Origin of the sequence: Agrobacterium tumefaciens (assembly GCF_013337285.1) — a bacterium.
Classification (GTDB): Bacteria; Pseudomonadota; Alphaproteobacteria; order Rhizobiales; family Rhizobiaceae; genus Agrobacterium; species Agrobacterium burrii.
The window spans coordinates 261,891-282,730 of sequence record NZ_SUPW01000007.1 but is presented as its reverse complement, the minus strand read 5'-3'; the positions used below and the strand labels follow the sequence as shown (position 1 = coordinate 282,730).

21 protein-coding genes are annotated in these 20,840 nt (G+C 58.9%); 4 read left to right on the top strand and 17 right to left on the bottom strand.

The genetic code is table 11. From position 1 onward, the window contains the following. Positions 1 to 13: 13 nt before the first annotated feature. On the bottom strand, positions 14 to 562 hold the full coding sequence (locus FCH38_RS19065) for a TRAP transporter small permease subunit (protein ID WP_174374770.1): 549 nt from the start codon (positions 560 to 562) through the stop codon (positions 14 to 16). A gap of 631 nt (positions 563 to 1,193) precedes the next feature. Between FCH38_RS19065 and FCH38_RS19060 the strand changes: the two genes are divergently transcribed. Further along, a complete protein-coding gene (locus FCH38_RS19060) occupies positions 1,194 to 1,409 on the top strand; it encodes a hypothetical protein (protein ID WP_153515629.1) in 216 nt (71 codons plus the stop codon). A gap of 667 nt (positions 1,410 to 2,076) precedes the next feature. On the opposite strand, the gene FCH38_RS19055 is transcribed toward FCH38_RS19060, so the two are convergent. The 6 genes from FCH38_RS19055 to FCH38_RS19030 form a co-directional block, all read right to left on the bottom strand. Further along, a complete protein-coding gene (locus tag FCH38_RS19055) occupies positions 2,077 to 2,697 on the bottom strand; it encodes a DsbA family protein (RefSeq protein WP_153515630.1) in 621 nt (206 codons plus the stop codon). 18 nt (positions 2,698 to 2,715) lie between these two features. Beyond that, the gene (locus FCH38_RS19050; RefSeq protein ID WP_272872208.1) at positions 2,716 to 3,507 is read right to left on the bottom strand and encodes an amino acid ABC transporter ATP-binding protein; all 792 of its coding nucleotides are present in this window, start codon (positions 3,505 to 3,507) and stop codon (positions 2,716 to 2,718) included. 10 nt (positions 3,508 to 3,517) lie between these two features. Then, the gene (locus tag FCH38_RS19045; protein ID WP_174374750.1) at positions 3,518 to 4,807 is read right to left on the bottom strand and encodes an amino acid ABC transporter permease; all 1,290 of its coding nucleotides are present in this window, start codon (positions 4,805 to 4,807) and stop codon (positions 3,518 to 3,520) included. 1 nt (position 4,808) lies between these two features. Further along, positions 4,809 to 6,062: an amino acid ABC transporter permease gene (locus FCH38_RS19040; protein WP_210267252.1), complete on the bottom strand. Its 1,254-nt coding sequence runs from the start codon at positions 6,060 to 6,062 to the stop codon at positions 4,809 to 4,811. A 104-nt stretch (positions 6,063 to 6,166) separates the two neighbouring features. Continuing rightward, entirely contained in the window at positions 6,167 to 7,183 is a 1,017-nt protein-coding gene (locus FCH38_RS19035) for an amino acid ABC transporter substrate-binding protein (protein ID WP_174374749.1), read from the bottom strand. 150 nt (positions 7,184 to 7,333) lie between these two features. Beyond that, a complete protein-coding gene (locus FCH38_RS19030; protein ID WP_336510811.1) occupies positions 7,334 to 8,572 on the bottom strand; it encodes a MalY/PatB family protein in 1,239 nt (412 codons plus the stop codon). Between the two features lie 118 nt (positions 8,573 to 8,690). Between FCH38_RS19030 and FCH38_RS19025 the strand changes: the two genes are divergently transcribed. Continuing rightward, positions 8,691 to 9,590, top strand: coding sequence for a LysR family transcriptional regulator (locus FCH38_RS19025; protein ID WP_174374748.1), 900 nt, complete (start codon positions 8,691 to 8,693; stop codon positions 9,588 to 9,590). Positions 9,591 to 9,649: 59 nt separating this feature from the next. On the opposite strand, the gene FCH38_RS19020 is transcribed toward FCH38_RS19025, so the two are convergent. Both FCH38_RS19020 and FCH38_RS19015 read right to left on the bottom strand, forming a co-directional pair. Beyond that, the gene (locus tag FCH38_RS19020) at positions 9,650 to 11,098 is read right to left on the bottom strand and encodes a multicopper oxidase family protein (RefSeq protein ID WP_174374747.1); all 1,449 of its coding nucleotides are present in this window, start codon (positions 11,096 to 11,098) and stop codon (positions 9,650 to 9,652) included. 96 nt (positions 11,099 to 11,194) lie between these two features. Beyond that, positions 11,195 to 11,467 carry a hypothetical protein gene (locus FCH38_RS19015; protein ID WP_174374746.1) on the bottom strand — a complete coding sequence of 91 codons (273 nt, stop codon included), beginning with the start codon at positions 11,465 to 11,467 and terminating at the stop codon, positions 11,195 to 11,197. Positions 11,468 to 11,641: 174 nt separating this feature from the next. Between FCH38_RS19015 and FCH38_RS19010 the strand changes: the two genes are divergently transcribed. Further along, a complete protein-coding gene (locus FCH38_RS19010; RefSeq protein WP_174374745.1) occupies positions 11,642 to 12,361 on the top strand; it encodes a response regulator in 720 nt (239 codons plus the stop codon). Further along, entirely contained in the window at positions 12,358 to 13,782 is a 1,425-nt protein-coding gene (locus tag FCH38_RS19005) for an ATP-binding protein (protein ID WP_174374744.1), read from the top strand. Before FCH38_RS19010 ends, FCH38_RS19005 begins: the two co-directional genes overlap by 4 nt. A gap of 38 nt (positions 13,783 to 13,820) precedes the next feature. Here the strand turns inward: FCH38_RS19005 and FCH38_RS19000 are convergent, their stop codons facing one another. From FCH38_RS19000 to FCH38_RS18965, 8 genes are all read right to left on the bottom strand, one after another. After that, positions 13,821 to 14,669, bottom strand: a complete 849-nt coding sequence (locus tag FCH38_RS19000; protein ID WP_174374743.1) for an alpha/beta hydrolase — start codon at positions 14,667 to 14,669, stop codon at positions 13,821 to 13,823. A 54-nt stretch (positions 14,670 to 14,723) separates the two neighbouring features. Beyond that, positions 14,724 to 15,956, bottom strand: coding sequence for an MFS transporter (locus tag FCH38_RS18995; RefSeq protein WP_174374742.1), 1,233 nt, complete (start codon positions 15,954 to 15,956; stop codon positions 14,724 to 14,726). Between the two features lie 52 nt (positions 15,957 to 16,008). Beyond that, entirely contained in the window at positions 16,009 to 16,689 is a 681-nt protein-coding gene (locus FCH38_RS18990; protein ID WP_174374741.1) for a cupin domain-containing protein, read from the bottom strand. Next, positions 16,676 to 17,716: an alcohol dehydrogenase gene (locus FCH38_RS18985; RefSeq protein ID WP_174374740.1), complete on the bottom strand. Its 1,041-nt coding sequence runs from the start codon at positions 17,714 to 17,716 to the stop codon at positions 16,676 to 16,678. The genes FCH38_RS18990 and FCH38_RS18985 overlap by 14 nt, the downstream gene beginning before the upstream one ends. Before the next feature lie 3 nt (positions 17,717 to 17,719). Continuing rightward, positions 17,720 to 18,856 (bottom strand): flavin monoamine oxidase family protein, encoded by a 1,137-nt coding sequence (locus FCH38_RS18980; protein WP_174374739.1) that lies wholly within the window; start codon positions 18,854 to 18,856, stop codon positions 17,720 to 17,722. A 38-nt stretch (positions 18,857 to 18,894) separates the two neighbouring features. Continuing rightward, on the bottom strand, positions 18,895 to 19,176 hold the full coding sequence (locus FCH38_RS18975; protein WP_174374738.1) for a hypothetical protein: 282 nt from the start codon (positions 19,174 to 19,176) through the stop codon (positions 18,895 to 18,897). 119 nt (positions 19,177 to 19,295) lie between these two features. Continuing rightward, the gene (gcvA, locus tag FCH38_RS18970; RefSeq protein WP_174374737.1) at positions 19,296 to 20,222 is read right to left on the bottom strand and encodes a transcriptional regulator GcvA; all 927 of its coding nucleotides are present in this window, start codon (positions 20,220 to 20,222) and stop codon (positions 19,296 to 19,298) included. 32 nt (positions 20,223 to 20,254) lie between these two features. After that, positions 20,255 to 20,758 carry a TetR/AcrR family transcriptional regulator gene (locus FCH38_RS18965; RefSeq protein ID WP_174374736.1) on the bottom strand — a complete coding sequence of 168 codons (504 nt, stop codon included), beginning with the start codon at positions 20,756 to 20,758 and terminating at the stop codon, positions 20,255 to 20,257. Positions 20,759 to 20,840 lie beyond the last annotated feature (82 nt).

Here is a 20,840-nt window from a genome sequence, read left to right as displayed (position 1 = left end):
TTTCTTCCTTCGATCAGAGCATTGCTGCCGCGGCATCAGCCGCTGCAACCGGATCGGGGATATCGCCGCGCAGGATTGCGACGCGTTTAATGAGTTCCGAGACGCCCTGAAGGGCGAGTAAGCTGAAGCCGATTGGTATCAGCGCCCAGACCGGCCATTGAATGAGCCCGCCCGTGTTGTTGGAAACTTCACCGGAGGCAAATTTCTGCAGGAACACCGGCCAGGAGAGATAAACCGTGATGAGGCAGAAGGGCATAAGAAAAAAAATGGTCCCGAGGATATCGACCCACAATTGCCCCTTGCGCGGCAGGCTTCCGTAAATCAGATCGACCTTCACATGCTCGTTGTTGAGGAGCGTGTAGGCGGCGGCGATCAGAAACACAGCGGAGAACAAATACCACTGGGATTCAAGCCAGGCGTTGGAACTCATCGAGAACGCCTTGCGCATGGCGGCATTGATGGCGCTGACGAGAATGGCGGCGAGCAGCAGCCACGAAATACCTTTTCCAATAGCAGAATTGGCGGTATCAATGGCGCGCGAAAGCGCCAGAAAAAACTTCATGAAATCCTCCCCGGAAGCGGCCGCGTACTCCTCGATACGCGTGCTGCCGCTATAGTTCGGGCACGATATCAATGGCGTCTTCACGCTCAAGGGCTGCTGCCGGCGAATTTCTTCAGGCGTACCGAGAACTGGGTATGCGAGGGGCAACTTCAGTAGGACGGTAAGGGATAATGAAATGAAAGAGCGTGCTTGGGCACCCAATACTTTGTCGTGCTCGACATCAACCCAGAGGGCAAGCGAAATACTCTTGGCCAACTGGTCCAGTTTGAAGGATTAAGATCGAATCTCGGAGTTGGAGCGAGCTTCCTTTTGATTCCCGCATGGTCATGGAAAGAGGTTTGACAGTTCGTCCCGCCGTCAGTTCATCTTCACGCCCCGTTGCTCCAGCTTATCGAGAATCTCACTCGTCGCGTGGTTCGCTTTAAAGTGGCCGCTTTCTTAAATGATAGCATATCCAGCAATGCACAGAGGTTTTCCGACGGAATGTTGATCTCCGTAGGCTTCGTCACGGTTGGTCTCGCCACCAGTATACCCGTGCTTGTTATTGCTGTTGTGTGTGTCAGCGTTGGTGATGCCCTTGCAAAGCCGACTTACCTTGCGGCGCTGACGCCGACGTTTGCTTCAGGCGCGCTTGGAGCCTGGCCAGGCGCTCCTCAAGGTTGTCGAGCTCGGCGGCACGGTCGCTGATCTGCTGGATGATCTGGCGCTGCTCCTGTTCGACAGCCTTCGACTCCCCGGAAATGCGCTGGCGCTCGTCGGGTTCATTCTTGACGGTCGCTGCGAGGTTGCGGCGCGCCTGTCCGGCGACATCGTCGAACACATGCCGAAGAATGCGGCGGGCAGATAAGACAGCACCCGATCCTCTAGGTTCTTGCGCAGGATGGTCTGGGAGGAGCCGTAGCGTTCCTTGGCATATCGTTGATGAGACGGGTGCAAGGGTCGGACGAGTCGAGTTCCGCCGTCTTGTCGGCGCGTTGGTAGGCAGCATGCCTCTGGAGGAGGCGGGTTTCCTGGAAAAAAGCCGGGGTTTTGGTGATCGCTGAAGCTCGTGAACAGGAGTTCCGTCGCCATATCCATGTCGGCGGAATTGATACCTATGGTTTCCGGTTTGTCGCGATAGCATCCACGGATTCCTTCGCTGGCGAACGCTCCATCCCCACCGGGTATAGTCATCGATTGCGCCGCTCCTCCAAATTCCTTTAGCGTCCGTCGAGGTGAGAAGACTGACGGAGCAAGGCGTGCGGTTCACGAATGCACAAATCATCGAGATTTGAAGGGGCAGGAGAGCGGGCAGCGACGTTTGCCGCCAGCAAGGGATGTTCGAAGTTAAACTTGGAGCGAAGAACGCGGAGGATTTTATTGCGTTTAAAGCCATCTATTCCCGCCGTCTCCGGATACCTCACATGGTCCCGCAGCGCCTGGCCAGTGATACGATGTACGAGGAACTCAACCGGCGCGGCTTCTTCGTCGTGCGAATTGTGCTGTCAGGCTTGCGCGCCGGTTGGCAACAGAAGCTATTTTCTTTCCAGAGCCGCGGCGATCTCGCGCCGCATTGCTTCAAGGCTTGGGGCGCCGGAAATTTTCTTACCGTTGATGAAGAATGTCGGCGTGCCCTCCACCTTGAAGTCGTTCTGCGCCTGATCGGTAAGCGTCTTGAGGTTGTTTAATACAGATTGGTCCGCCACTGCCGCATTAAAAGCGTCGCGATCGATTCCCACAGAGGCTGCGATTTCGCGTAACGTCTGTTCCAGATTACTGGAGTTCGCGATCTCGTCCTGACGGGCGTAGTACCTGTCCAGAACGAGCATCGGTTGCGGCTGCGCCTCCGCTAGCATGAAAATGACAAGGTCCACGTTATTGCGAACCAAAGGCCGGAACAGAATTCTAATCTGCCCGCTTTCAACAAATTCCCCCTCGATCTTCGGCGCTGTCTCGTTTCGGTATGTCGCACAGTGAGAACAGGTGGGAGATGAGTATTCGATCACCGTGACCGGAGCGGTCGCGGAGCCCACCGGGAGGTCCGCGCGGCCGAGCGGTTGCAGAAGATCGGTCGCGCCTGCGGCAAACGGTAGAAAGAGCACGATACCGAGCAGTACCGCGGCGTGGCGGATCGGTTTGAATAGCAGTGTAATCATTTTTAGTCCGTCAAAAACTCAATGTCCCAATATCTGACCGAGGAATGCCCGCGAGCGTTCCGATTGCGGGGCGCTGAAGAAGGCCTTGGGTTCGTTTTGCTCGACGATCTGACCCTGGTCCATGAAGATCACCCGGTCGGCCACAGCCTGCGCGAATCCCATCTCGTGGGTCACGCAAAGCATGGTCATACCGTCTTCGGCAAGCGCGATCATTGTATCGAGTACCTCCTTTATCATCTCCGGATCAAGTGCGGAGGTGGGCTCATCGAAGAGCATGATTTTCGGCTTCATGCACAATGATCGCGCGATCGCCACGCGCTGCTGCTGGCCGCCTGATAATTGGCCCGGATATTTATGCGCCTGATCCGGTATCCTGACCTTCTCCAGAAAGTGCATGGCAAGCTCCCGGGCTTCTTTTTCCGGCAACTTGCGGACCCAGATAGGGGCAAGAATGCAGTTTTGAAGGATGGTCAGGTGCGGAAAGAGATTGAAGTGCTGGAATACCATGCCGACTTCACGACGGACTTCTTCGATTTTCTTCAGGTCGCTGGAGAGTTCGATGCCATCAACGGCGATTTTGCCGGATTGGTGCTCCTCGAGCCTGTTGATGCAGCGGATCATGGTCGATTTTCCAGAGCCGGACGGTCCGCAGATGACGATCCGTTCTCCCCGCCGCACCGTCAGATCGATATCGCGCAAGACATGGAAATCGCCATACCACTTGTTCATGGACGTGATTTCGACAGCGATACCTGCAAATCCGATCCGGTCGTCCTGCAAAAGCGTGCGTTGCGTGTTTGTATTGGTCATCCATATTCTCCTAACGATGATCCGTTTTCAGCCGGCGCTCGAGATACATCGAGTAGCGCGACATGCCGAAACAGAAGACAAAGAACACGGCACCGATGAAGATGTAGAGTTCCCAATATATGCCTTGCCAATTGGTGTTGGCGCGAATGGCGGCGGCGAGAGCGATTGGGTCGAGAAGGCCGATGAACATGACGAGCGTCGTGTCCTTGAAGAGCCCGATGAACGAGTTGACGATGCCGGGTATCGAGATTTTCAGCGCTTGCGGGAGAATGACCAGGCGTTGTGCTTTCCAATAATTCAACCCCAGCGCCTCGGCAGCCTCGTATTGACCGCGCGGCAGTGCCGCCAGTCCGCCGCGAACGACCTCGGCCATATAGGCGCTGGCAAAGAGGGTCACCATGATCACGACACGCAGGATGAGGTCGAAATTCGTACCCGGCGGCAGGAAATAATTGAGAAGGAGCGAGGCCGTGAACAGCAGCGTGATCAGCGGAACGCCGCGGATGAATTCGATGAAAACAACGCTCAAAGTCCGAATGAGGGGCATGCCGGAACGCCTGCCGAGTGCGAGCAGGATGCCGAGCGGCAGCGACATTGCGATACCGGTGACCCCGATGATCATCGACAGCAGAAACCCGCCGATTTGCCTCGATGCCACGCTTTCAAGCGAGACCGGGGCCGCTTTTTCGAGGAATGTCGCGAGTGGACCGGCGAGATAGACCCACCAGAGGACGGTCGTGAAGATTGCCATTGCGGTTGCCGCCGCCGCGTTTTTCCGCGTCAGCAGGGCGAAGGCGACCGCGCCAGCGGCGAAGGCAAGATAAAGCGTGACGGGAAACCAGAACGAGCCACCCCAGATCAGCCAGCAGACCAATCCCGGATAAACGGCGCTGAACCAGAGCATCTTTCGGGGCAGGGCTGCAAAAAGGGCCGGCGCCAATGCAGGCAGGAGGAGCACGAAGGCCGCGACCGGCCGCCAATAGGATTGCGGCGGATAAAAACCGAAAAGAAGCTGCGTCCATCGATCCCGAATGACGCCCCAGCAGGCGCCGGACGCTCCATCGAGAATCTGCCGACACTCGGCAAGGGAATTGGCTTTCCAGATGGAATTGCCAAGCCATGGGGCGATAGCCGATACGAGCCATAGGACCGCGGCCACCGAAGCGATGCTCAGAAGTGTGCTCGTCCAGCTGTTAAACAGGTTCTTCTTCATCCATTGGAAGATACCGGTTTGGCCTGCCGGTCGCTCATAGGGGGGCAACATGTTTTCTCGGACCCAGGAGACACTATGGACGTTCATCTCAGCGCTCCTTCAGCATGATACGATTATTGTAGACATTCATGACGCTGGAAATGGTTAGGCTGATCGAGACGTAGATCAGCATCATCATCAGCATTCCCTCGAGTTCACGGCCCGTCTGGTTGATGGTGATGCCGCCAAGCGTTGAGCGCAGATCCATATAACCCACGGCAAGGCCAAGCGATGTGTTCTTGGTGATATTCAGATATTGTGAGATGAGCGGCGGAACGATGATGCGCAGGGCCTGCGGAAGGATCACCAGACGCATCGTTTGTCCCGGCCGCAGGCCGAGCGCATGGGCCGCTTCCGTTTGTCCCCGCGAAACTGCAAGAATACCCGAGCGGACGATCTCGGCGATAAACGCCCCGGTATAGATGCTGAGCCCGATCCAAAGCGCGATCAGGGAATTTCGAAGCTGCAAGCCACCGGTGAAATTTAGTCCCTTCAACTCAGGACATTGCAGGTGGAAGCCGAGCGCGTACAGCAATGCCAGAACAGGTATTGCGAAAACGGCGATGCTTTTCCACCAGATATGGGGACGCTTGCCGGTGCGGCTTTGCCGCCGCCGTGCATTGTCTAGGAGGAGGCGGTGCATGGCGAACGAGCCGGCAAGCACGGCAATCATTGCCGGCAGATCGAGACTGATGGACCCAAAGGGGAGGTCGAGTTCTCCGAGACTGCTCGAAAAGCTGGGCGAAGGGACGTAGATTCCCCGGTTTGTTACCGCGACGCTGTTCCATAAAAGCATAGAGGCGCGAGCGTTCTCGCCGCGGAAATCGGTGGGTGCAGGCATTGCCTCGGACATGACGGCGGCGATGACGATAATCCACAGAAGTGCCGGCACATTGCGGAAGCTCTCCACGTAGAGCGTCATCACGCGCCCAACGATCCAGTTGTTGGAAAGCCGCAGGACGCCTGCGAATATGCCCAGAACAGTTGCGGTGATGCATGCCATAACGGCAACGATCAAGGTATTGAGTAGTCCGACCAATGCGGCGCGGGCATGACTACTCGCGCTCGAGTAGTCGATCGGCCGTTGTGATATGTCATAGCCGGCGGTGCGCCACAGGAATTCAAAGGAGAAATCCTTACCCAGCGCGGCGAGGTTCCGCACCGTGTTGTCGACAAGCCAGAAAAGACCGATTGCCAGAAGGGCGAAGGTTATGACCTGGATCGTTCCATTGCGATAACGGGTGTCGCGAAGGAGCATGCCCAGGCGAAACGGCCCGTTCCGAGCGGCGTTTCTCGTAGTCATGAGTTCTCACCATGTAGCGTGAAGGTTATCGTGGCTCGCGCCGGCTGCGCGAGGTTCTGTTCGTAAAATGCGATGCGGCGCGGTGAACCCGCGCCGCGAAGACATCAACGAAACGGCAGCGCGTACATCAGGCCGCCCTGTTCCCACAATGCGTTTTGCCCACGGGACAATTTGATCGGTGTGTGCTCACCGAGGTTTTTGGCGAAGAGTTCACCGTAGTTTCCGCCCGCCGCGATCGCGCGTTCGGCCCAGACCGCGTCGAGGCCAAGCTGCCGGCCGAGATCGCCATCCTTGCCCAGAAGACGTTTGATTTCCGGATTGTCGGAGCTTGCGGCGAGTTGTGTCACATTCTCGGCGGTGATGCCGAGTTCCTCGGCGGAGACCAGAGCGTTCAGCGTCCAGCGCGCAATGTCGGCCCATTGGTCATCGCCCTGGCGGACCAGTGGTCCGAGCGGTTCCTTTGACATGATATCGGCGAGGATGACGTGATCATCAGGGCTCGCGAAACTGGAGCGGATCGAGGCCAGATCGGAACCGTCACTCGTCATGACGTCACATGCACCGGCCAGATATTTCTGCTGGTTTTCAGCGCCGTTTTCGACGGGGACCGGCTCATAGGTGAGGTTGTTCTTTTTAAAGTATTCGGCGAGATTGAGTTCTGTCGTCGTTCCGCTGGTGATGCAGACGGTTGCGCCGTTGAGATCCTTTGCGGAGCTTATCCCCAGAGACCGGGGAACCATGAATGTCTGTCCGTCATAAAACGATACGCCCGCAAATGTGAATTTCAGATCGACATCGCGTGAAAAGGTCCAGGTCGTCGTGCGGGACAGAATGTCGATTTCACCCGAAGCGAGAGCCGAAAAACGGGTCTGCGCCGTCGTGGGAACGAAATTTACCGCCTTGGGGTCTTTGAGGACGGCCGCCGCAACGGCGCGACAATAGGAGATGTCCAGGCCCTGCCAGGTGCCGGAGGCATCTGGCGCGGAGAAACCGGGCTGGCCGGTGGTCACGCCGCAATTCAGTTTGCCGCGCGCCTGAACATCGGCCATGGTGCCGGCTGAAACGATACCGGCCGTCAGCGTCGCCGCCGCAAGCGTGGCAAGAGCAGTCGTCATTTTCATTGCTATTCTCCCAGTTGCGATCCGGCGGCGGGTGGCTTTTACCGATTTCTCCGCGGTCCGGTTCGGTTGCGTTTCCCTATTTCATTCGGTCCTGTTTGATCCCGCGTTCGGCGAGACGATGTTCGATAGGCTATGATATTGGCTCCGCCCTCACAGTCCGGCGACGGCGGCGGTTATGCGCTCGATCGCTTCATCGACCGTGGAGCGTGGGCAGCCGAGATTGACGCGCATGAAGCCATGGCCTTCAATTCCGAATTTCTGGCCCTTATCGAGCCAGACCCGCGCCTTGGTCAGCATGAATTTATTGAGCGCTTCGGCATCCAGCCCAAGACCGCGGCAATCCATCCACGCCAGATAGAGAGAGTCGGTCGGAAGGACTTTAAGGCGCGGGTCCGCTGCGTTGATCGATTTGGCGAAATGTGCGTGATTTGCGCGCAGATAAACCAGCATCTCCTCAAGCCACGGTTCGCCATGGGCGTAAGCCGCTTCTGCGGCGACCATTCCCATGACGTTCACCAGCTCGAAGACGTTGCGCTCATACTGACGGCGCAATTCTTCCCGCAGCCTTCTGTTCGGGACAAAGACATTGGCGCTTTGCAGGCCGGGCAGATTGAACGTCTTGCTTGGGGCGGTGCAGGTGATGCTATTCTGCGCGAATTTTTCGCCGAGCGAGGCGAAAGGAATGTGTTTCCTGTCCGGATTGAGGATGAGGTCCTCATGGATTTCGTCGGAAATGACCAGCACGCCATGGCGGGCGCAGATTTCGCCCATTGCGCGCAATTCGTCTTCCGACCAGACATTTCCGGTGGGATTATGGGGGTGACTCAGGATGAAAATTTTCGTGTTGCCGCGTATGGCCGCCTCGAAGCTCTTTTCATTGAACCGGTAGCCGTCGCTGGTGAATTCGAGCGGCGCAAAGGCTAGATGACGGCCGTTCAGCAGAACGTCGTTATGGAAATGCGCGTAGACTGGCGGTTGGATCAGAACGGTGTCGCCCGGGGCCGAGAAAGCCTGCACGGCCGTCTTCAGCGTCGTGATGATGCCGGAGGTCTGGAGAACCCATTCCTTCGGCACATCCCAGCCGAAACGCCGCTGCTGCCACCTGACCACGGCGTCCACATAGGATGACGTAGCGCCGCCTGGATAACCGAACACCCCGTGTTCGACAGCTTCATGAAGTGCGTCAATGACTGCTTGAGGTGCTTTGAAATCGGTATCGGCGACCCACATTGGCAGGGGATCGGCCGCAGCTTCGTCCGGCGTCAACAGCTTGCCCGCATAGGCCCATTTCATCGAGTTGCTGTTCTGGCGATCAATGACCTCGTCGAAGATCGACGGAGAAAATCCATTGTTTGTCGCATGCTGGGCTGCAGTCGCCGGTTTTGTCACTGCTATGTCCTTTCGTCCATCCAGGCTGGCATCGATCCACCTGTTGACGAAAAGGTTAGCTGCAACTCATTATGAGTGGAAATGGTATGATTTCATTATTCAATGAGGTTTTTTCATAATGCTCGATAGACACCATCTAGCGATCCTGCGGGAAGTCAGCCGCCGCGGTAGCGTCACCGCCGCCGCCGAGAAGCTGAATGCCACGCAGTCGGCGCTCAGCCATATGATCGCCAAGTTAGAGGAGCGCCACGGCATCAAAGTGTGGACGAAAACCGGTCGCGGACTGCGATTGACTCAAACGGGCGAATATCTGCTAAGCGTCGCAGAGCGAATTTTGCCGCAGATGGAGCATGCGGAACGGGTTCTGACCGACTTCGCGTTGGGACGAAGGGGCGCGTTGCGCGTCGGCATGGAATGCCATCCCTGCCAGCGATGGTTGTCGCGTATTGCCACTCCCTATCTCACTCACTGGCCTGACGTCGATTTCGACGTTCGGACCGCCTTTCGCTTTGATGGCATTGAAGCACTTCTGGGCTTCGAAGTCGATCTACTCATCACCCCGGATCCGGTCGATGCGCCGGACCTGCTCTTCACGCCCGTTTTCGATTATGAATTGGTACTGATGGTACACGAGACACATCCGCTTGCAGCGCGGCGTTTTGTGTTACCTCAGGATCTGATCGATCAGGAGCTGATCACTGTGCCGGTAACCCTGGAACGACTGGATATTTATACCCAGTTTCTGGTTCCTGCCCATTGCCGGCCCCGCCGGCACCGTACCGCCGAGACCATCGATCTCATGCTGCAACTCGTTTGCGCGGGCAGGGGAGTCACTGTCCTGCCGGATTGGCTTTTGCAGGAAGATGCTGCGGGATTGCCAATCAGGGCGCTCAGCCTTGGCGAAGCGGGAATTCGCAAGAGCATTCATCTCGGTGTACGCCGTGGCGAGGAGACGACGCCTTATATCGAAGGCTTCCTCGAACTCGCACGGGAGATGGGACGCTCACCTTTGCCGTGATGCTGTATGTCAATCATAACGTGCGGCCGGGTTGGCAGACGCCCCTTTTCCCCTGCACGCTAAGCCTGAACTTGGAGTTCCGTCATCATGCCGGTTTCCAGGTGTCCCATGTGGTGGCAATGGAGCATCCACGGTGCGGCTTCGCCGGCATCGAATGCGATGGTTACCCTGTTCATCGGCGGAACTTGGACAGTATCGCGCAACGCGCCTGCGATCCGCCGCATGCCGACACCGACCACCTGAAAGACATGGCCGTGCAGGTGCATGGGATGGGCCATCATCGACATGTTGTGGAACGTTATTTCCACCCGCTCGCCGGTTCGGGCCGGGATGGGGGTGCGATCGCCCCAGCCCCGGCCATTGATTGTCCACCGATAGGGCATCATCGAGCCATCCAGCACGACATCGTGGCGTCGAACGATCTCGCTCTGCATCAACGGCGTCATGGCGCGCAATACCGTCTCCTGGTCGAGATTGCGGGAAAAGGCGGGATGTTGCGTGTCCGCCATGTCGGCCATCCGGGCAATGGATGCGCGTGCGGGCGCAAGGATGATACCCGTCCGCTGCCGCGCGCCTTCGCGAAGGCAAAGCACGGGCAGCGCCGATCCGTCCGCCGGCATGTCGATCTCGATGTCGAGCCGCTGGGCGGAGGCGAAGCCGAAACGGGTTGCCTCGTGCGGCACGCAGGTTTCGCCGTCGGTGGCCACGAGCCGTCCGCGCACGGTTCCGAGGTCGATCCAGAATGCGGTCATGGCCGAAGCGTTTACCGCCCGCAGGAGAACCCGTCCACCGCGTTCGACGCGCACCACCTCCGGGTCGCCGAGCGTGCGATCATTCGCCAGATAGGCGTCAAATTCGAAATCGTTCAGATCCGTCTTCATGGACGTCATGTCCATCATACCCGGCATTTCCGGCATCGCTTTCGCTTCCGGTGCGCCGCCATGGCCCATCGCGGCGTGATCCATGCCCGTTCCGCCTGCCACTTCGCTGAGCACGGCCTCAGGCGTCTTGAAGGAGAAGTCGTGCAGAAACAGCACAACCTCCTGCCGGTCAGCGGCAAGATCGGCTTCAGAACGCACGATCAACGGCGCAGCCAGAAGGCCGACCTCCTGTGCCGGAATGTGGCTGTGCATCCAGAAGGTGCCTGCTCTCGCGGCATAATCGTAAGAACGCGTTTCGCCCGGGCGCAGCATCGGGCTGGTATTGGGCACGCCGTCCTGGGCGTTGGGTGGAATCTGGCCGTGCCAATGGATGATCGTCTCTTTGTCGAGCCCGTTGGTCAGATCCACGCGGAAGCGTTGCCCGGGGTCAAGGGTAAGTCCGAGTTGGCCCTGCGCATTGACGAGTCCCATGACGGTGGCGGCGCGTCCGGCGACCTCGATGGTGCGCGTCGTGGCGGTGAGCGTGGTCGCGCCGGGAGCCGCCCTGACGCGGGCAGGCAGGAGAAGCGCGGCAGATGCGGTAGCGGAAGCCGCAAGAAAGCTGCGGCGTGAGATGGGATGTGTCATTGTTCGATCTCGCGATTTTACCCTGAAACTACCGTTATGAATTCAGGTACGGAAGCGAAGGGATGATTCAGGCGATGAAGAGATGGGGAGCGAAGGTCAGTCGGGCCTAGCCAGAGATTGGGTAAGCGCGGTGATCAGCAACACGGTCAGGGAAACGAAGCCGCCGAAGATCAGAAGCATGGCGAAGGGTCCGAACAGCATCGTCCAGCCCATTTCATTCCACATGGTTGCCATGGGCGATATTGCATTAAAGCCCGCCTGAGCCGGGAAAGGAGGAATGGGGCTGAAACTATGGTACAGTAACATCGTTACAATGCCGGTGAGCAGTGTGAGGGTGGAAATCGCGGTGAGTTTCGTTCTGCGGGTCATGGTTTTCTCCAGATGGCTTAAGCTGTTCGATGACCATCATTTGACGCGGCAAACGTCACCCAAGTTTTTCAAGGCACGGCTCTTTTGTGACAAAGTGTTACAGGGAACGGTTCGGACAATACTTGTTTCATCTTTTCCCGGCAGCCTCATCCCGATTGGGATAAGTGGAAAGTTATGCAAAGCAGTCCTCATATACTCATCGTCGACGATCACCGCGAAATCCGCGAACTGGTCTCGCGCGCGCTCGTCAAGGAAGGGTTTCGCATCAGTGTCGCCGCCGACGGGCGGGAGATGCGAAAGGTGATGGCGGATGCTCACATCGACCTCATCATCCTTGATTTGATGCTGCCGGGGGAGGACGGCCTCTCCCTCTGTCGCGGGTTGCGCGCGCAATCGGCCATCCCGATTATCATGCTGACGGCCAAGGGAGACGAGATCGACCGTGTCGTCGGCCTTGAGCTCGGTGCCGACGATTATGTCTCGAAGCCTTTCGGCAGCCGTGAATTGATCGCCCGGATAAGGGCCGTGCTGCGCCGTAGCGAGAATGATGCGGCGTCAGAGCAGACCCGGCGCGCCAGGCAATATTGTTTCGACCGTTGGCGTCTCGACACCGGCACAAGGGAACTCCAGCGGGAAGACGGGATCGCGGTGCCGCTCAGCACCGGCGAGTTCGATCTTCTCCTCGCCTTGATCGAAAGGCCCGGGCGGGTGCTGAGCCGCGATCAGCTGCTGGACCTCGCCCGGGGAAGGACGGCCGGTTCGTTTGATCGCAGCATCGACACCCAGGTGAGCCGGCTGCGTAAAAAACTTGAGGTCGATCCCGCCGAACCGAAAATCATCAAGACCGTCTGGGGCGGTGGCTATATGTTTGTGCCAAAGGTAACATCCGAATGAAGCGCTTGCTTCCACAGAGCCTGTTCGGCCAGACTTTGCTCATTCTTCTGGCTGGTCTGTTGGCGTCCCATCTCATCGGCACATGGATATACAGCGCCGATCGGGGACAGATTGTGCGTGCGGTCGGCGGTTTCGCGATAGCGCAACGGATCACGAACCTGACACGGCTCGTGCGCGATGCACCTGCGGAGTGGCGGGATCGTATCACGCAGGATTCCAGCGACGAGACGTTTAACGTCGCGCTTTCGCCAGAGCCGCCCCCGGCGATATTGACCGATAGCGACACATCTGCTGCGGAGGCACTGAAACAGCTCCTTATCGAACGCCTTTCGCTGGATGGTTCTTCCGACCCGCGGGTCTCGGCCTCCCGGCCGCGAGGCATGATGGCGGGTATGGCAGAACGAATGATGGCGCAGCATAGCATGGGAGAGACCCCGATGATGTCCGGGTTTGGCAGTCTGGGTCAGTTCGCGGGGTTTCGTGAGTTGCAGGTCGCCATTCCGGTTGAGCAAGGACAGTGGCTGACCTTTAAAACGGTTCTGCCGGAAAGCGGCGCGGCCTTTTCCCTGCGCTTCCTTGTGTCGATGAGTATCATGGCGGCGATCACGGTGCTGGTGTCGATCTGGGTCGTCCGCCGGGTATCGGCGCCGCTGACGGCGCTTTCAAAGGCGGCCCTGAGGTTGGGTGAAGACCTGAACGCGCCGCCGATGCCGGAGGTCGGAACGGTCGAGACCCGGCAGGCAGCACGCGCCTTCAACGCCATGCAGGCGCGCTTGCGCGGCATGATCGACGATCGCACGAAAATGCTGGCCGCCATCTCTCACGATTTCCGCACGCCGCTGACGCTGTTGCGGTTAAGGGTGGAGAATGTCGAAGATGCGGCCGAGCGGGAGAAAATGCTCTCGACCATAGCCGACCTCAATAAAATGGTCGCAACGACACTGGAATTCGCAAGCGGCGCGACGCAACAGCCTGTCCGCCGTCCGACGGACCTCGCGGCCCTGATCGAGAGCATGGCGGACGATCTTGCCGATGCCGGTCTGCCGGTCAGTATGGATGCCGCTCAGCCGATCATCTACGCCTGCGACCCGGCAACGCTGAAACGCGCATTGACCAATCTGATCGACAATGCCGTGAAATATGGCGGCCGCGCCGAGCTTGCAATCCATGAGACGCCGCAGACGATTGAAATCATGATCGATGACGCAGGCCCCGGTATTCCCGAAGAGGAACTCACGCATGTTTTCGAGCCGCTTTACAGGCTGGAAAGTTCACGCAGCCGGGAAACAGGCGGGATGGGGTTGGGGCTCGCGATCGCCCTGTCCATCATTCGCGCCCATGGAGGGCAGCTCACGCTGTCAAACCGGGCTGAAGGCGGGCTCCGTGCACTGATATATTTTCCGAGAGCCGAAGCAAGTTAGCCAGTTGAACCCGAACGCTCGTTTTCGCAACGCGAAAGTCAGTTGCCGAGTGTCGCCTGGAGTCCCCACATGAAACCCGGCCTTACGGCGCTGATATGGTCCGTGCCCTCTATGACCTTCGAGGACATATTCAATCCCTCGTAGCCGCGTGAGCGAAGACGGGACTGGAACTTCTGCATGCCGGCGACCATGTCGTTCGTCTTTCCCTTCCGCGCAGGATCGTGGCGAGACGTCTCAAGACCCCCGACATAGAAGAGTACATGCGCGTTAAGTTGGTGGCGCCTTTTGGCGTAGTCGTCTTCGAGCCTGTAGATTGCTTCGTCGGCGAACCAAAAGGATGGGCTGCCGAGGATGTAGGTCTGGAAAAGCGAAGGTTCGGTCAGGAGGATATGGGCACCCAGCAACCCTCCATAGGAATGCCCCCAGAAAATGCGGCGGCCGGATGCGATCCGGTAGCGACCCTCGACATAACGCAGGACGACTTCGCGCAGGTAGTTTTGATAGGCGGCGGCACCGCCATAGATCCTGCCGCTTCCCGGAAGTTTTACCGGCGTGTAATCGCGACGGCGACTGTCCTCAAGCGCCTCGCCGAGCGCGTAGGAAAGGCCGACGACAACGGCCTCCTCGACTTGACTGTTTTCTGCAAGCAGGCGGGCGTCGCAGCTCAACTTTGGAAAGGCGCGGCCGCCATCGGCGATGACTAAGAGGGGATAGCTTCTTTCTCGACGCTCCAAATAATCTGCGGGCAGACTGATATAGATCTCGTAGCGGCGGCTCGACGCGGGATCCGGTAGTTGCACGGTCAGGGTTTCACTTTTCGAACAAAGCGATTTCGCTTCGGATGGCGAGGAGAATGCGGGCGCTGCTGTCGTGACGAATGTCGCCATGAAAACCAACGCCAATCTCCAGATCGATATGGATGTCATCTTTTGTCGCTCTGTTTATCGGCTCTTCTTCAGTCGGGCGGCCTGCCAGACCAAAGGTACAAGAATGATCGCAACGGCGGGCAGGACGAGCCTGTTGATGCTGCCCCATCCCGAATTATAGAGAAGCGAGCCAGCGAAGAACGAAGCGCAGGCGACCGTTCCGAAAACCAGAAAATCGTTTGCGCCCTGTGCCTTACCGCGCTCCGCCGGCGTATGGCAATCCGCGACCATGGCCGTTGCGCCGATGAAGCCGAAATTCCAGCCGATACCCAGCAGGATCAGCGAACCCCAGAAATGCGCGATGTCAAGACCGCCGAGCGCGATCAGGGCCGATATGCCGATCAATAGAAGGCCGACGGCTGCAACCCGCTCCTTGCCGAAACGGGCCATCAGACGACCGGTGAAGAAACTGGGCCCGAACATTGCCAGGACATGCCATTGGATGCCGAGAGCAGCGGAATCGACGGAATGACCATGGCCCACCATCGCCATCGGGGCGGCGGTCATGACAAAGGTCATGAGCCCGTAAGACACGATACCTGTGGCCACGGCCAGCATATAGCGCGGCGAAAGCAGGATACCGGAGAGCGGACGGACGCCTGTCGTATCGGCCCTTGTCAGTCCCGAAAGGGGCGGGCGGCGGAGGTATAGCAGGACCGGTATGGCAAGGCCGGCTAGCACCGCCTGACTGAGAAAACTGCCCGCGAAAGAATGACCCGGAAAAGCTTCGCGCGTCCAGATCACCAGTTGCGGTCCGATTACGGCCGCGATCAGGCCACCGATCATCACACGGGAGATTGCCCTGTCGCGATCGGCGCCTGTGAGACCGTCCGTAGCCGCGAAGCGGTAGCTCTGCACGTAGGAGCTATAAAAGCCGGCAAGGAAGGTGCCGATGCAAAAGAGCGCAAAGCTGGACTGGACGATGCCGGCCGTCGCCACCAGACCGGCTGCGATGCCAAGGATTGCTCCAAGGAGATAACCCGCCCTGCGGCCGAACCGGAGCATCATGGCAGCCGCCGGAAGCGTTCCGACAGCAAGCCCGAGATTGAGGAGACTGACCGGCAGGGTAGCGGCAGCCGGGTGCGACGCCAGTTGCTGACCGACCAGCCCTCCCAGCGAAATGACGATGGGAGAGTTGGCCCCGCCAAGGGATTGCGCCGCCGTCAATATCCAGACGTTTCTTGAGGCAATGGTTTTGTATTCCGATGAACCTGCGTCCTCGCAGGGTGTCGGTTTGACGATGTTCATTCGTCATATTCCTTCAGATCGAGCTATTCATATGTGGCGGCAGTCGATGCGCCTACTCCGGCATGCGCAACACGTCAGGATGCAGGAGAGGGCCTTGCTTCAGCCATATCCGCACGCCATCGGTACCGGTGGTGACGTCCATATCCGCTCCGGCCGGCAATCGCCCCCAGCATTCGGAGGACAGTATTTCTCCGTCCCGGATCATGCTCCCTGAAATGACGAGAAATTCCAGCCCGGAAGGGTTTTCGACGCGGACCCGTGTGTTCCGGCGCCATTGTTCGATGCAGACGCGCTCGTGACCGTCATCGAACAGTATCCGAGAGGATATGCTTTCGCTGCGCGCGGTGCCTTGAACACCATCTCCCGCTTGTTGGACGATCTGCACGTCATCGCCTTCACGAAATTGCCAGAGGCGAACGAAAATCGTGCAGCCGTTGATGGATGCCGGCACATGGGACGTGCCCGGCGGGTTGCGGAAATAGGTGCCGGCCGGGTAGTCGCCGTGCTCATCCTGAAATGCGCCTTCGAGAACCAATATTTCCTCGCCGCCGGCGTGGACATGGCGCGGAAATGCGCTGCCTGGTGCATAACGTACAATCGACGTTGCTCGCGCCACCTCCGCTCCGACGCGATATAGCATCCGTCGATCAACGCCGGCTGCCGGGCTCGGAATCCAGTCCAGCCTGGATGCATGGACGATGACGGGGACGGTCAGGTCTTCATTGATCAGCATCGGCCCGATCTCCCATGGTCAGCACCATCCGGAACTGGACATCGCCGGATCTCATGCGTTCCACCGCCTCGGGAGCGCGCTCCAGCGGCATGGTTTCGATCATCGGCCGAATTCCCGTCAGGACGCTGAAATCCAGCGTCTTTTCGTTTTCGAAGGGAGAGCCCGTGATCGAGCCGATCACTCCACGCTCGCCGCCGACGAGGAAGCCGGTGGAAACGGGAAGCGGGTCCTTGCCGATACCGAGCACGACAAGACGCCCGCCGGGAGCCACCGAGGACATGAGATCGGCGACCGCTGTAACATTGCCAATCGTTGTCAGGATCGCCTTTGCACCGCCCATCCCGCGGAGGATGTCGACCGCGCTTTCTGCATTTGTATCGATGTATCGGTGGGCGCCAAGGCTGAGCGCGACCTCGGCTATATCCGCACCGCGGCCAATGGCGACGACACGAAAACCCATCTTCCGGGCATATTGCAACGCCATATGACCGAGGCCGCCAATGCCGAGGACGACCACCGTATCGCCTGCTTCCGCGCCGCTTTTCTTGAGCGCATTGAAGGTGGCGATGCCGGCGCAAAGGATGGGGGCCGCTTCCTCCGACGAAAGATCGTCGGGGATCGATACAAGCCCGGTTGCCCTGGCCGTCATCATCTCCGCATAGCCGCCATCCCTTGACGATCCCAATACGGGCTGGTTGCGGCAGAGATTGAAGCGCCCGCGCCGGCATTGGTCGCATTCGTTGCAATGGCCGCCGAGACGGCCGACACCCACGCGCTGGCCGATTTTCCAGATCGCCGGCGTATCGGCGCCGAGAGCGACGATCCGTCCGACGACTTCATGACCCGGCACCCGGAGCGGCTGAAGCGCCGGGTCGGCGCGATCGATGTCGCCGGCATCGGCACCGCAGATGCCGCAGGCTTCCACGGCGATCAACACTTCGCCAGCCGGCGGTGAGGGCGTCGGCCGCTCGACAATTTCCAACTTTCCGGGGCTGGAGATCTGCACGGCCTTATAGGTGGATTTCATGAGCTATCGCCCTTTCGGTGAGGCAGGTTCAATGACATCTGAATTGCAGCGAATAAGGTTCGCCGCGGCCCTCTCGCCTGCTTCAATGGCTCCCGCCAGATAGCCGGGCGAATTGGCTGAGGTTTCACTGCCGGAGAGGGTAATCCACTCACTCCAGTCAGCATCGACCCAGTCGCGCTGGCCGCCGGCGGGATGTCCTGCCGCCGTCAGGTCAAGCTCCGTCGCGGTCAGGGTGTCGATGGCCCAGTCCTTGTAAAGCGTGGCAATTGGATGGAGGGCTTCCGCACCGAATATCTGGCCGAGTTGGGCGATGGAGGCGGAAAGCAGGGCCTTTTCATTGAGTTGCATCCGGCTCCGGGCGGGAATGCCGACAAATCCGAAAAGCGCAGCCTTGCCGGACGCCGTCGTCGCATCGTGGATTTCAACCAACGGTCCGGCCATGCTTTGCGCAGCACCTGACAAGCCGGCTTCGCGCCAGAACGGCCGCTCGTAAACGGCGAAAAACTTCGCATGCGGGGCCATCCAGGTCGGTGTGGCTCGCCACAGGGCGCGTGTCGCGTTCCGGGGCGGTGGCGAGAATTCCACCGTGGCTTCAAGGAGACGCGGCGGTAATGCGAAGACGACATGTGTGGCTTCGATTGTTTCAACACCTGATACCTTCGAAACTGTCACGGTAAGGCCGGTCTGCGCGCGGGCGATATTGGTAACCCTGGATTCGAGGTGCAGACAATCCTGCGGGAGGCGAGCGGCCAGCGCCGAGACCATTGCGCCGGTGCCGCCCGCCAGCCGCATTGATGATGGTTCTTGACGGAACGCGGGATAGCGCTCCGGCATCCCGCCATGCGAGCGCTGGAAAAGCATCAAGCCGTCGGTGTATTGCGGAACGAATGTCAGCCCGAGTTCATCGACAAGAGGCAAAATCTCCGGCGTCATGTCCGGCCAGAACCAGGACGGTCCGAGGTCGAGGCCGTCATCCGACGGGCGGTTGTCCTCGCCCGCCGACAGGATACGCCCGCCGAGACGGCTGCGGGCCTCGATCAGGCAGATAGGCAGGCCCGCCCGATGCAGCCTGTAGGCCGTCACCAGGCCGGAAAGTCCGCCGCCGACAATGAGTACGTGTTTGGTGCCGATAGGGATCATCTGATTGCTGGAACCTGAAGTCAGCACTAGGCCAGCCCTCAGACAACCTCGTAGATGCGGATTTCAGGTGCGGCCACAAGCAAGGGCTTCAATCCTGTCACGACATCGTGGTTGAACATTGCGCTCTCGAGATAGGCTTTCGCGTGGTCGCTCGTGTTGAAGCCGTGCAGGACCTGGACGTCATCCGGGCGGATCAACAACTCCTTGGATGTGGCTCCGGCGATCTCAGACAGGAATGATTGCTTGTATTTCTGATAGATGCCCGCGGCAGCGGCGCGGTCGCTTTCCTTGATTTGAAGCGTAATTTCGAGGTAGGCCATGATTTCCCTTTCGGTTCGCGCACGGCCGGCGGCCGTCAGCAGTTTGCATGCGCAAACTTCAACGGAAGTCGCCCCTTGGACAAATGAGACTTTCTTCGTTGCGGGAAAGAAAAACTATCTCACGATATGAAACGTGCCTGCGCTTCATCGAATAGCCAATCGCGGAACGCCTTCAGTTTAGGCAGCGCGGCATATTCTGTTCGGTAGACAACATAATAGGCCAGTTTCGAGGCCACCTGGATATTGGGAAAAAGCTTCCGTAGCCGGCCGGCGGCGAGATCGTCATGGGCGAGAATGCTTCTCGCCAGGGCAATACCTCGTCCCTCTATCGCGGCCTGCAGCACAGCGGCCGAGTTGTTGATCCTCATGCCCCGTTGTGGCGGCGGCCCGGCGACGCCCGCAGCCTCTAGCCAAGCCGGCCAGCCAATGAAACCCACCGAAGGGTCAACGGACAGATCATGAATGAGAGGCGCGTTTTGAAGGTCCTGTGGTGACGCCAGATCATGTGCGGCGTGAAAATCGGGCGAGCAAACGGGAAAAACATCCTCGTCCATCAGTTTCTCGGCGATAAGCTCCAGCCATGTACCGTCGCCGTAGCGCACGCCGATATCGAGGCTCTGCGCCTTGAAATCGGCAAGTTTCAGGCTCGTCTCGATCCGGATATCCGTGTCCGGGCATCTAGCCTGAAAACGGTCGATCCGAGGCATCAGCCATTTGGCTGCAAAAGCGGGACTAACGGTGACGTTGAGGATACCGCTTGTCGTCGATTCGTGCAGGCGCTGCAGCCCGATGCCGAGCCGGTCGAGACCGGCGCGAATGTCCGGAAGCGCATTTTCCGCCGGCTCCGTCAGCTTCAGCCGGGTTTTGCCCGAGGTGCTGCGATGGAACAGCGGCATGCCGAGCCACTCTTCAAGTCCGCGTACAAGTTGGCCTACCGCTGCCGCGGTAACGTTGAGTTCCTCTGCCGCTCCGGAAAAACTGCCGTGCCGGGCGCTAGCCTCGAAGGCGCGTAGCGCATTGAGATAGACCGGCGCTTTCTTCTGCATAGCGGACTTTCCTCCCTGGCCGGCGCATGCTCTCATACGAGGGCAGCGCTGCCATTCTCGAATATTGACGGGTTCTCCAGGACGTTTGCGATCAGCATCGTGCCTTCCAGCGTCGCCAGCGCATGAAACGCCTTATCTCTGTCTAGGCCGGCAGCCTCCAGTTTTTCGATGCCCAGCAGGAAGAAACGTTTCACTTCCATTCGCACATCTTCCGGCAGGTCGTGTGAGGTCGCCGCCAGCGTGCCGCACAGACACATGCGCCCGTCACGCCGCAAAGCGATGAAAAAGGTTCGTTTCCAGGCTTCTATGGCACCCGTTCCCCGGTCGATCTCGGCGTCCACGGCAGCCATGAAACGGTCCGTGTAACGTTTGGCCACAGCCGCGGCGAGCTTCTCCTTCGCCGGAAAATGGTAGTGGACGGAAGACGCTTTCACGCCGACATCTGCGGCCACGTCCCTGAAGCTGAAACCGCTGTAGCCGCCGCTTCGAATTCGTCTTTCCGCGGCATCCAGAATAGCGCCTGTCGTATCGGTCATTCTCAAAATCCTCTCTATCTAATGTTAGATAGGGCTTGCATCCGCGAAGTGCAATCCATAAGTAGGTTGTCTATCTAACGTT

Excerpts from the sequence above, each read along its gene's own strand:
- FCH38_RS19065 (WP_174374770.1), bottom strand. The coding sequence starts at position 562 with ATGAAGTTTTTTCTGGCGCTTTCGCGCGCCATTGATACCGCCAATTCT.
- FCH38_RS19055 (WP_153515630.1), bottom strand. The coding sequence starts at position 2,697 with ATGATTACACTGCTATTCAAACCGATCCGCCACGCCGCGGTACTGCTC.
- FCH38_RS19050 (WP_272872208.1), bottom strand. The coding sequence starts at position 3,507 with ATGACCAATACAAACACGCAACGCACGCTTTTGCAGGACGACCGGATC.
- FCH38_RS19045 (WP_174374750.1), bottom strand. The coding sequence starts at position 4,807 with ATGAACGTCCATAGTGTCTCCTGGGTCCGAGAAAACATGTTGCCCCCC.
- FCH38_RS19040 (WP_210267252.1), bottom strand. The coding sequence starts at position 6,062 with ATGACTACGAGAAACGCCGCTCGGAACGGGCCGTTTCGCCTGGGCATG.
- FCH38_RS19035 (WP_174374749.1), bottom strand. The coding sequence starts at position 7,183 with ATGAAAATGACGACTGCTCTTGCCACGCTTGCGGCGGCGACGCTGACG.
- FCH38_RS19025 (WP_174374748.1), top strand. The coding sequence starts at position 8,691 with ATGCTCGATAGACACCATCTAGCGATCCTGCGGGAAGTCAGCCGCCGC.
- FCH38_RS19020 (WP_174374747.1), bottom strand. The coding sequence starts at position 11,098 with ATGACACATCCCATCTCACGCCGCAGCTTTCTTGCGGCTTCCGCTACC.
- FCH38_RS19015 (WP_174374746.1), bottom strand. The coding sequence starts at position 11,467 with ATGACCCGCAGAACGAAACTCACCGCGATTTCCACCCTCACACTGCTC.
- FCH38_RS19010 (WP_174374745.1), top strand. The coding sequence starts at position 11,642 with ATGCAAAGCAGTCCTCATATACTCATCGTCGACGATCACCGCGAAATC.
- FCH38_RS19005 (WP_174374744.1), top strand. The coding sequence starts at position 12,358 with ATGAAGCGCTTGCTTCCACAGAGCCTGTTCGGCCAGACTTTGCTCATT.
- FCH38_RS19000 (WP_174374743.1), bottom strand. The coding sequence starts at position 14,669 with ATGGCGACATTCGTCACGACAGCAGCGCCCGCATTCTCCTCGCCATCC.
- FCH38_RS18995 (WP_174374742.1), bottom strand. The coding sequence starts at position 15,956 with ATGAACATCGTCAAACCGACACCCTGCGAGGACGCAGGTTCATCGGAA.
- FCH38_RS18990 (WP_174374741.1), bottom strand. The coding sequence starts at position 16,689 with ATGCTGATCAATGAAGACCTGACCGTCCCCGTCATCGTCCATGCATCC.
- FCH38_RS18985 (WP_174374740.1), bottom strand. The coding sequence starts at position 17,716 with ATGAAATCCACCTATAAGGCCGTGCAGATCTCCAGCCCCGGAAAGTTG.
- FCH38_RS18980 (WP_174374739.1), bottom strand. The coding sequence starts at position 18,856 with ATGATCCCTATCGGCACCAAACACGTACTCATTGTCGGCGGCGGACTT.
- FCH38_RS18975 (WP_174374738.1), bottom strand. The coding sequence starts at position 19,176 with ATGGCCTACCTCGAAATTACGCTTCAAATCAAGGAAAGCGACCGCGCC.
- gcvA (WP_174374737.1), bottom strand. The coding sequence starts at position 20,222 with ATGCAGAAGAAAGCGCCGGTCTATCTCAATGCGCTACGCGCCTTCGAG.
- FCH38_RS18965 (WP_174374736.1), bottom strand. The coding sequence starts at position 20,758 with ATGACCGATACGACAGGCGCTATTCTGGATGCCGCGGAAAGACGAATT.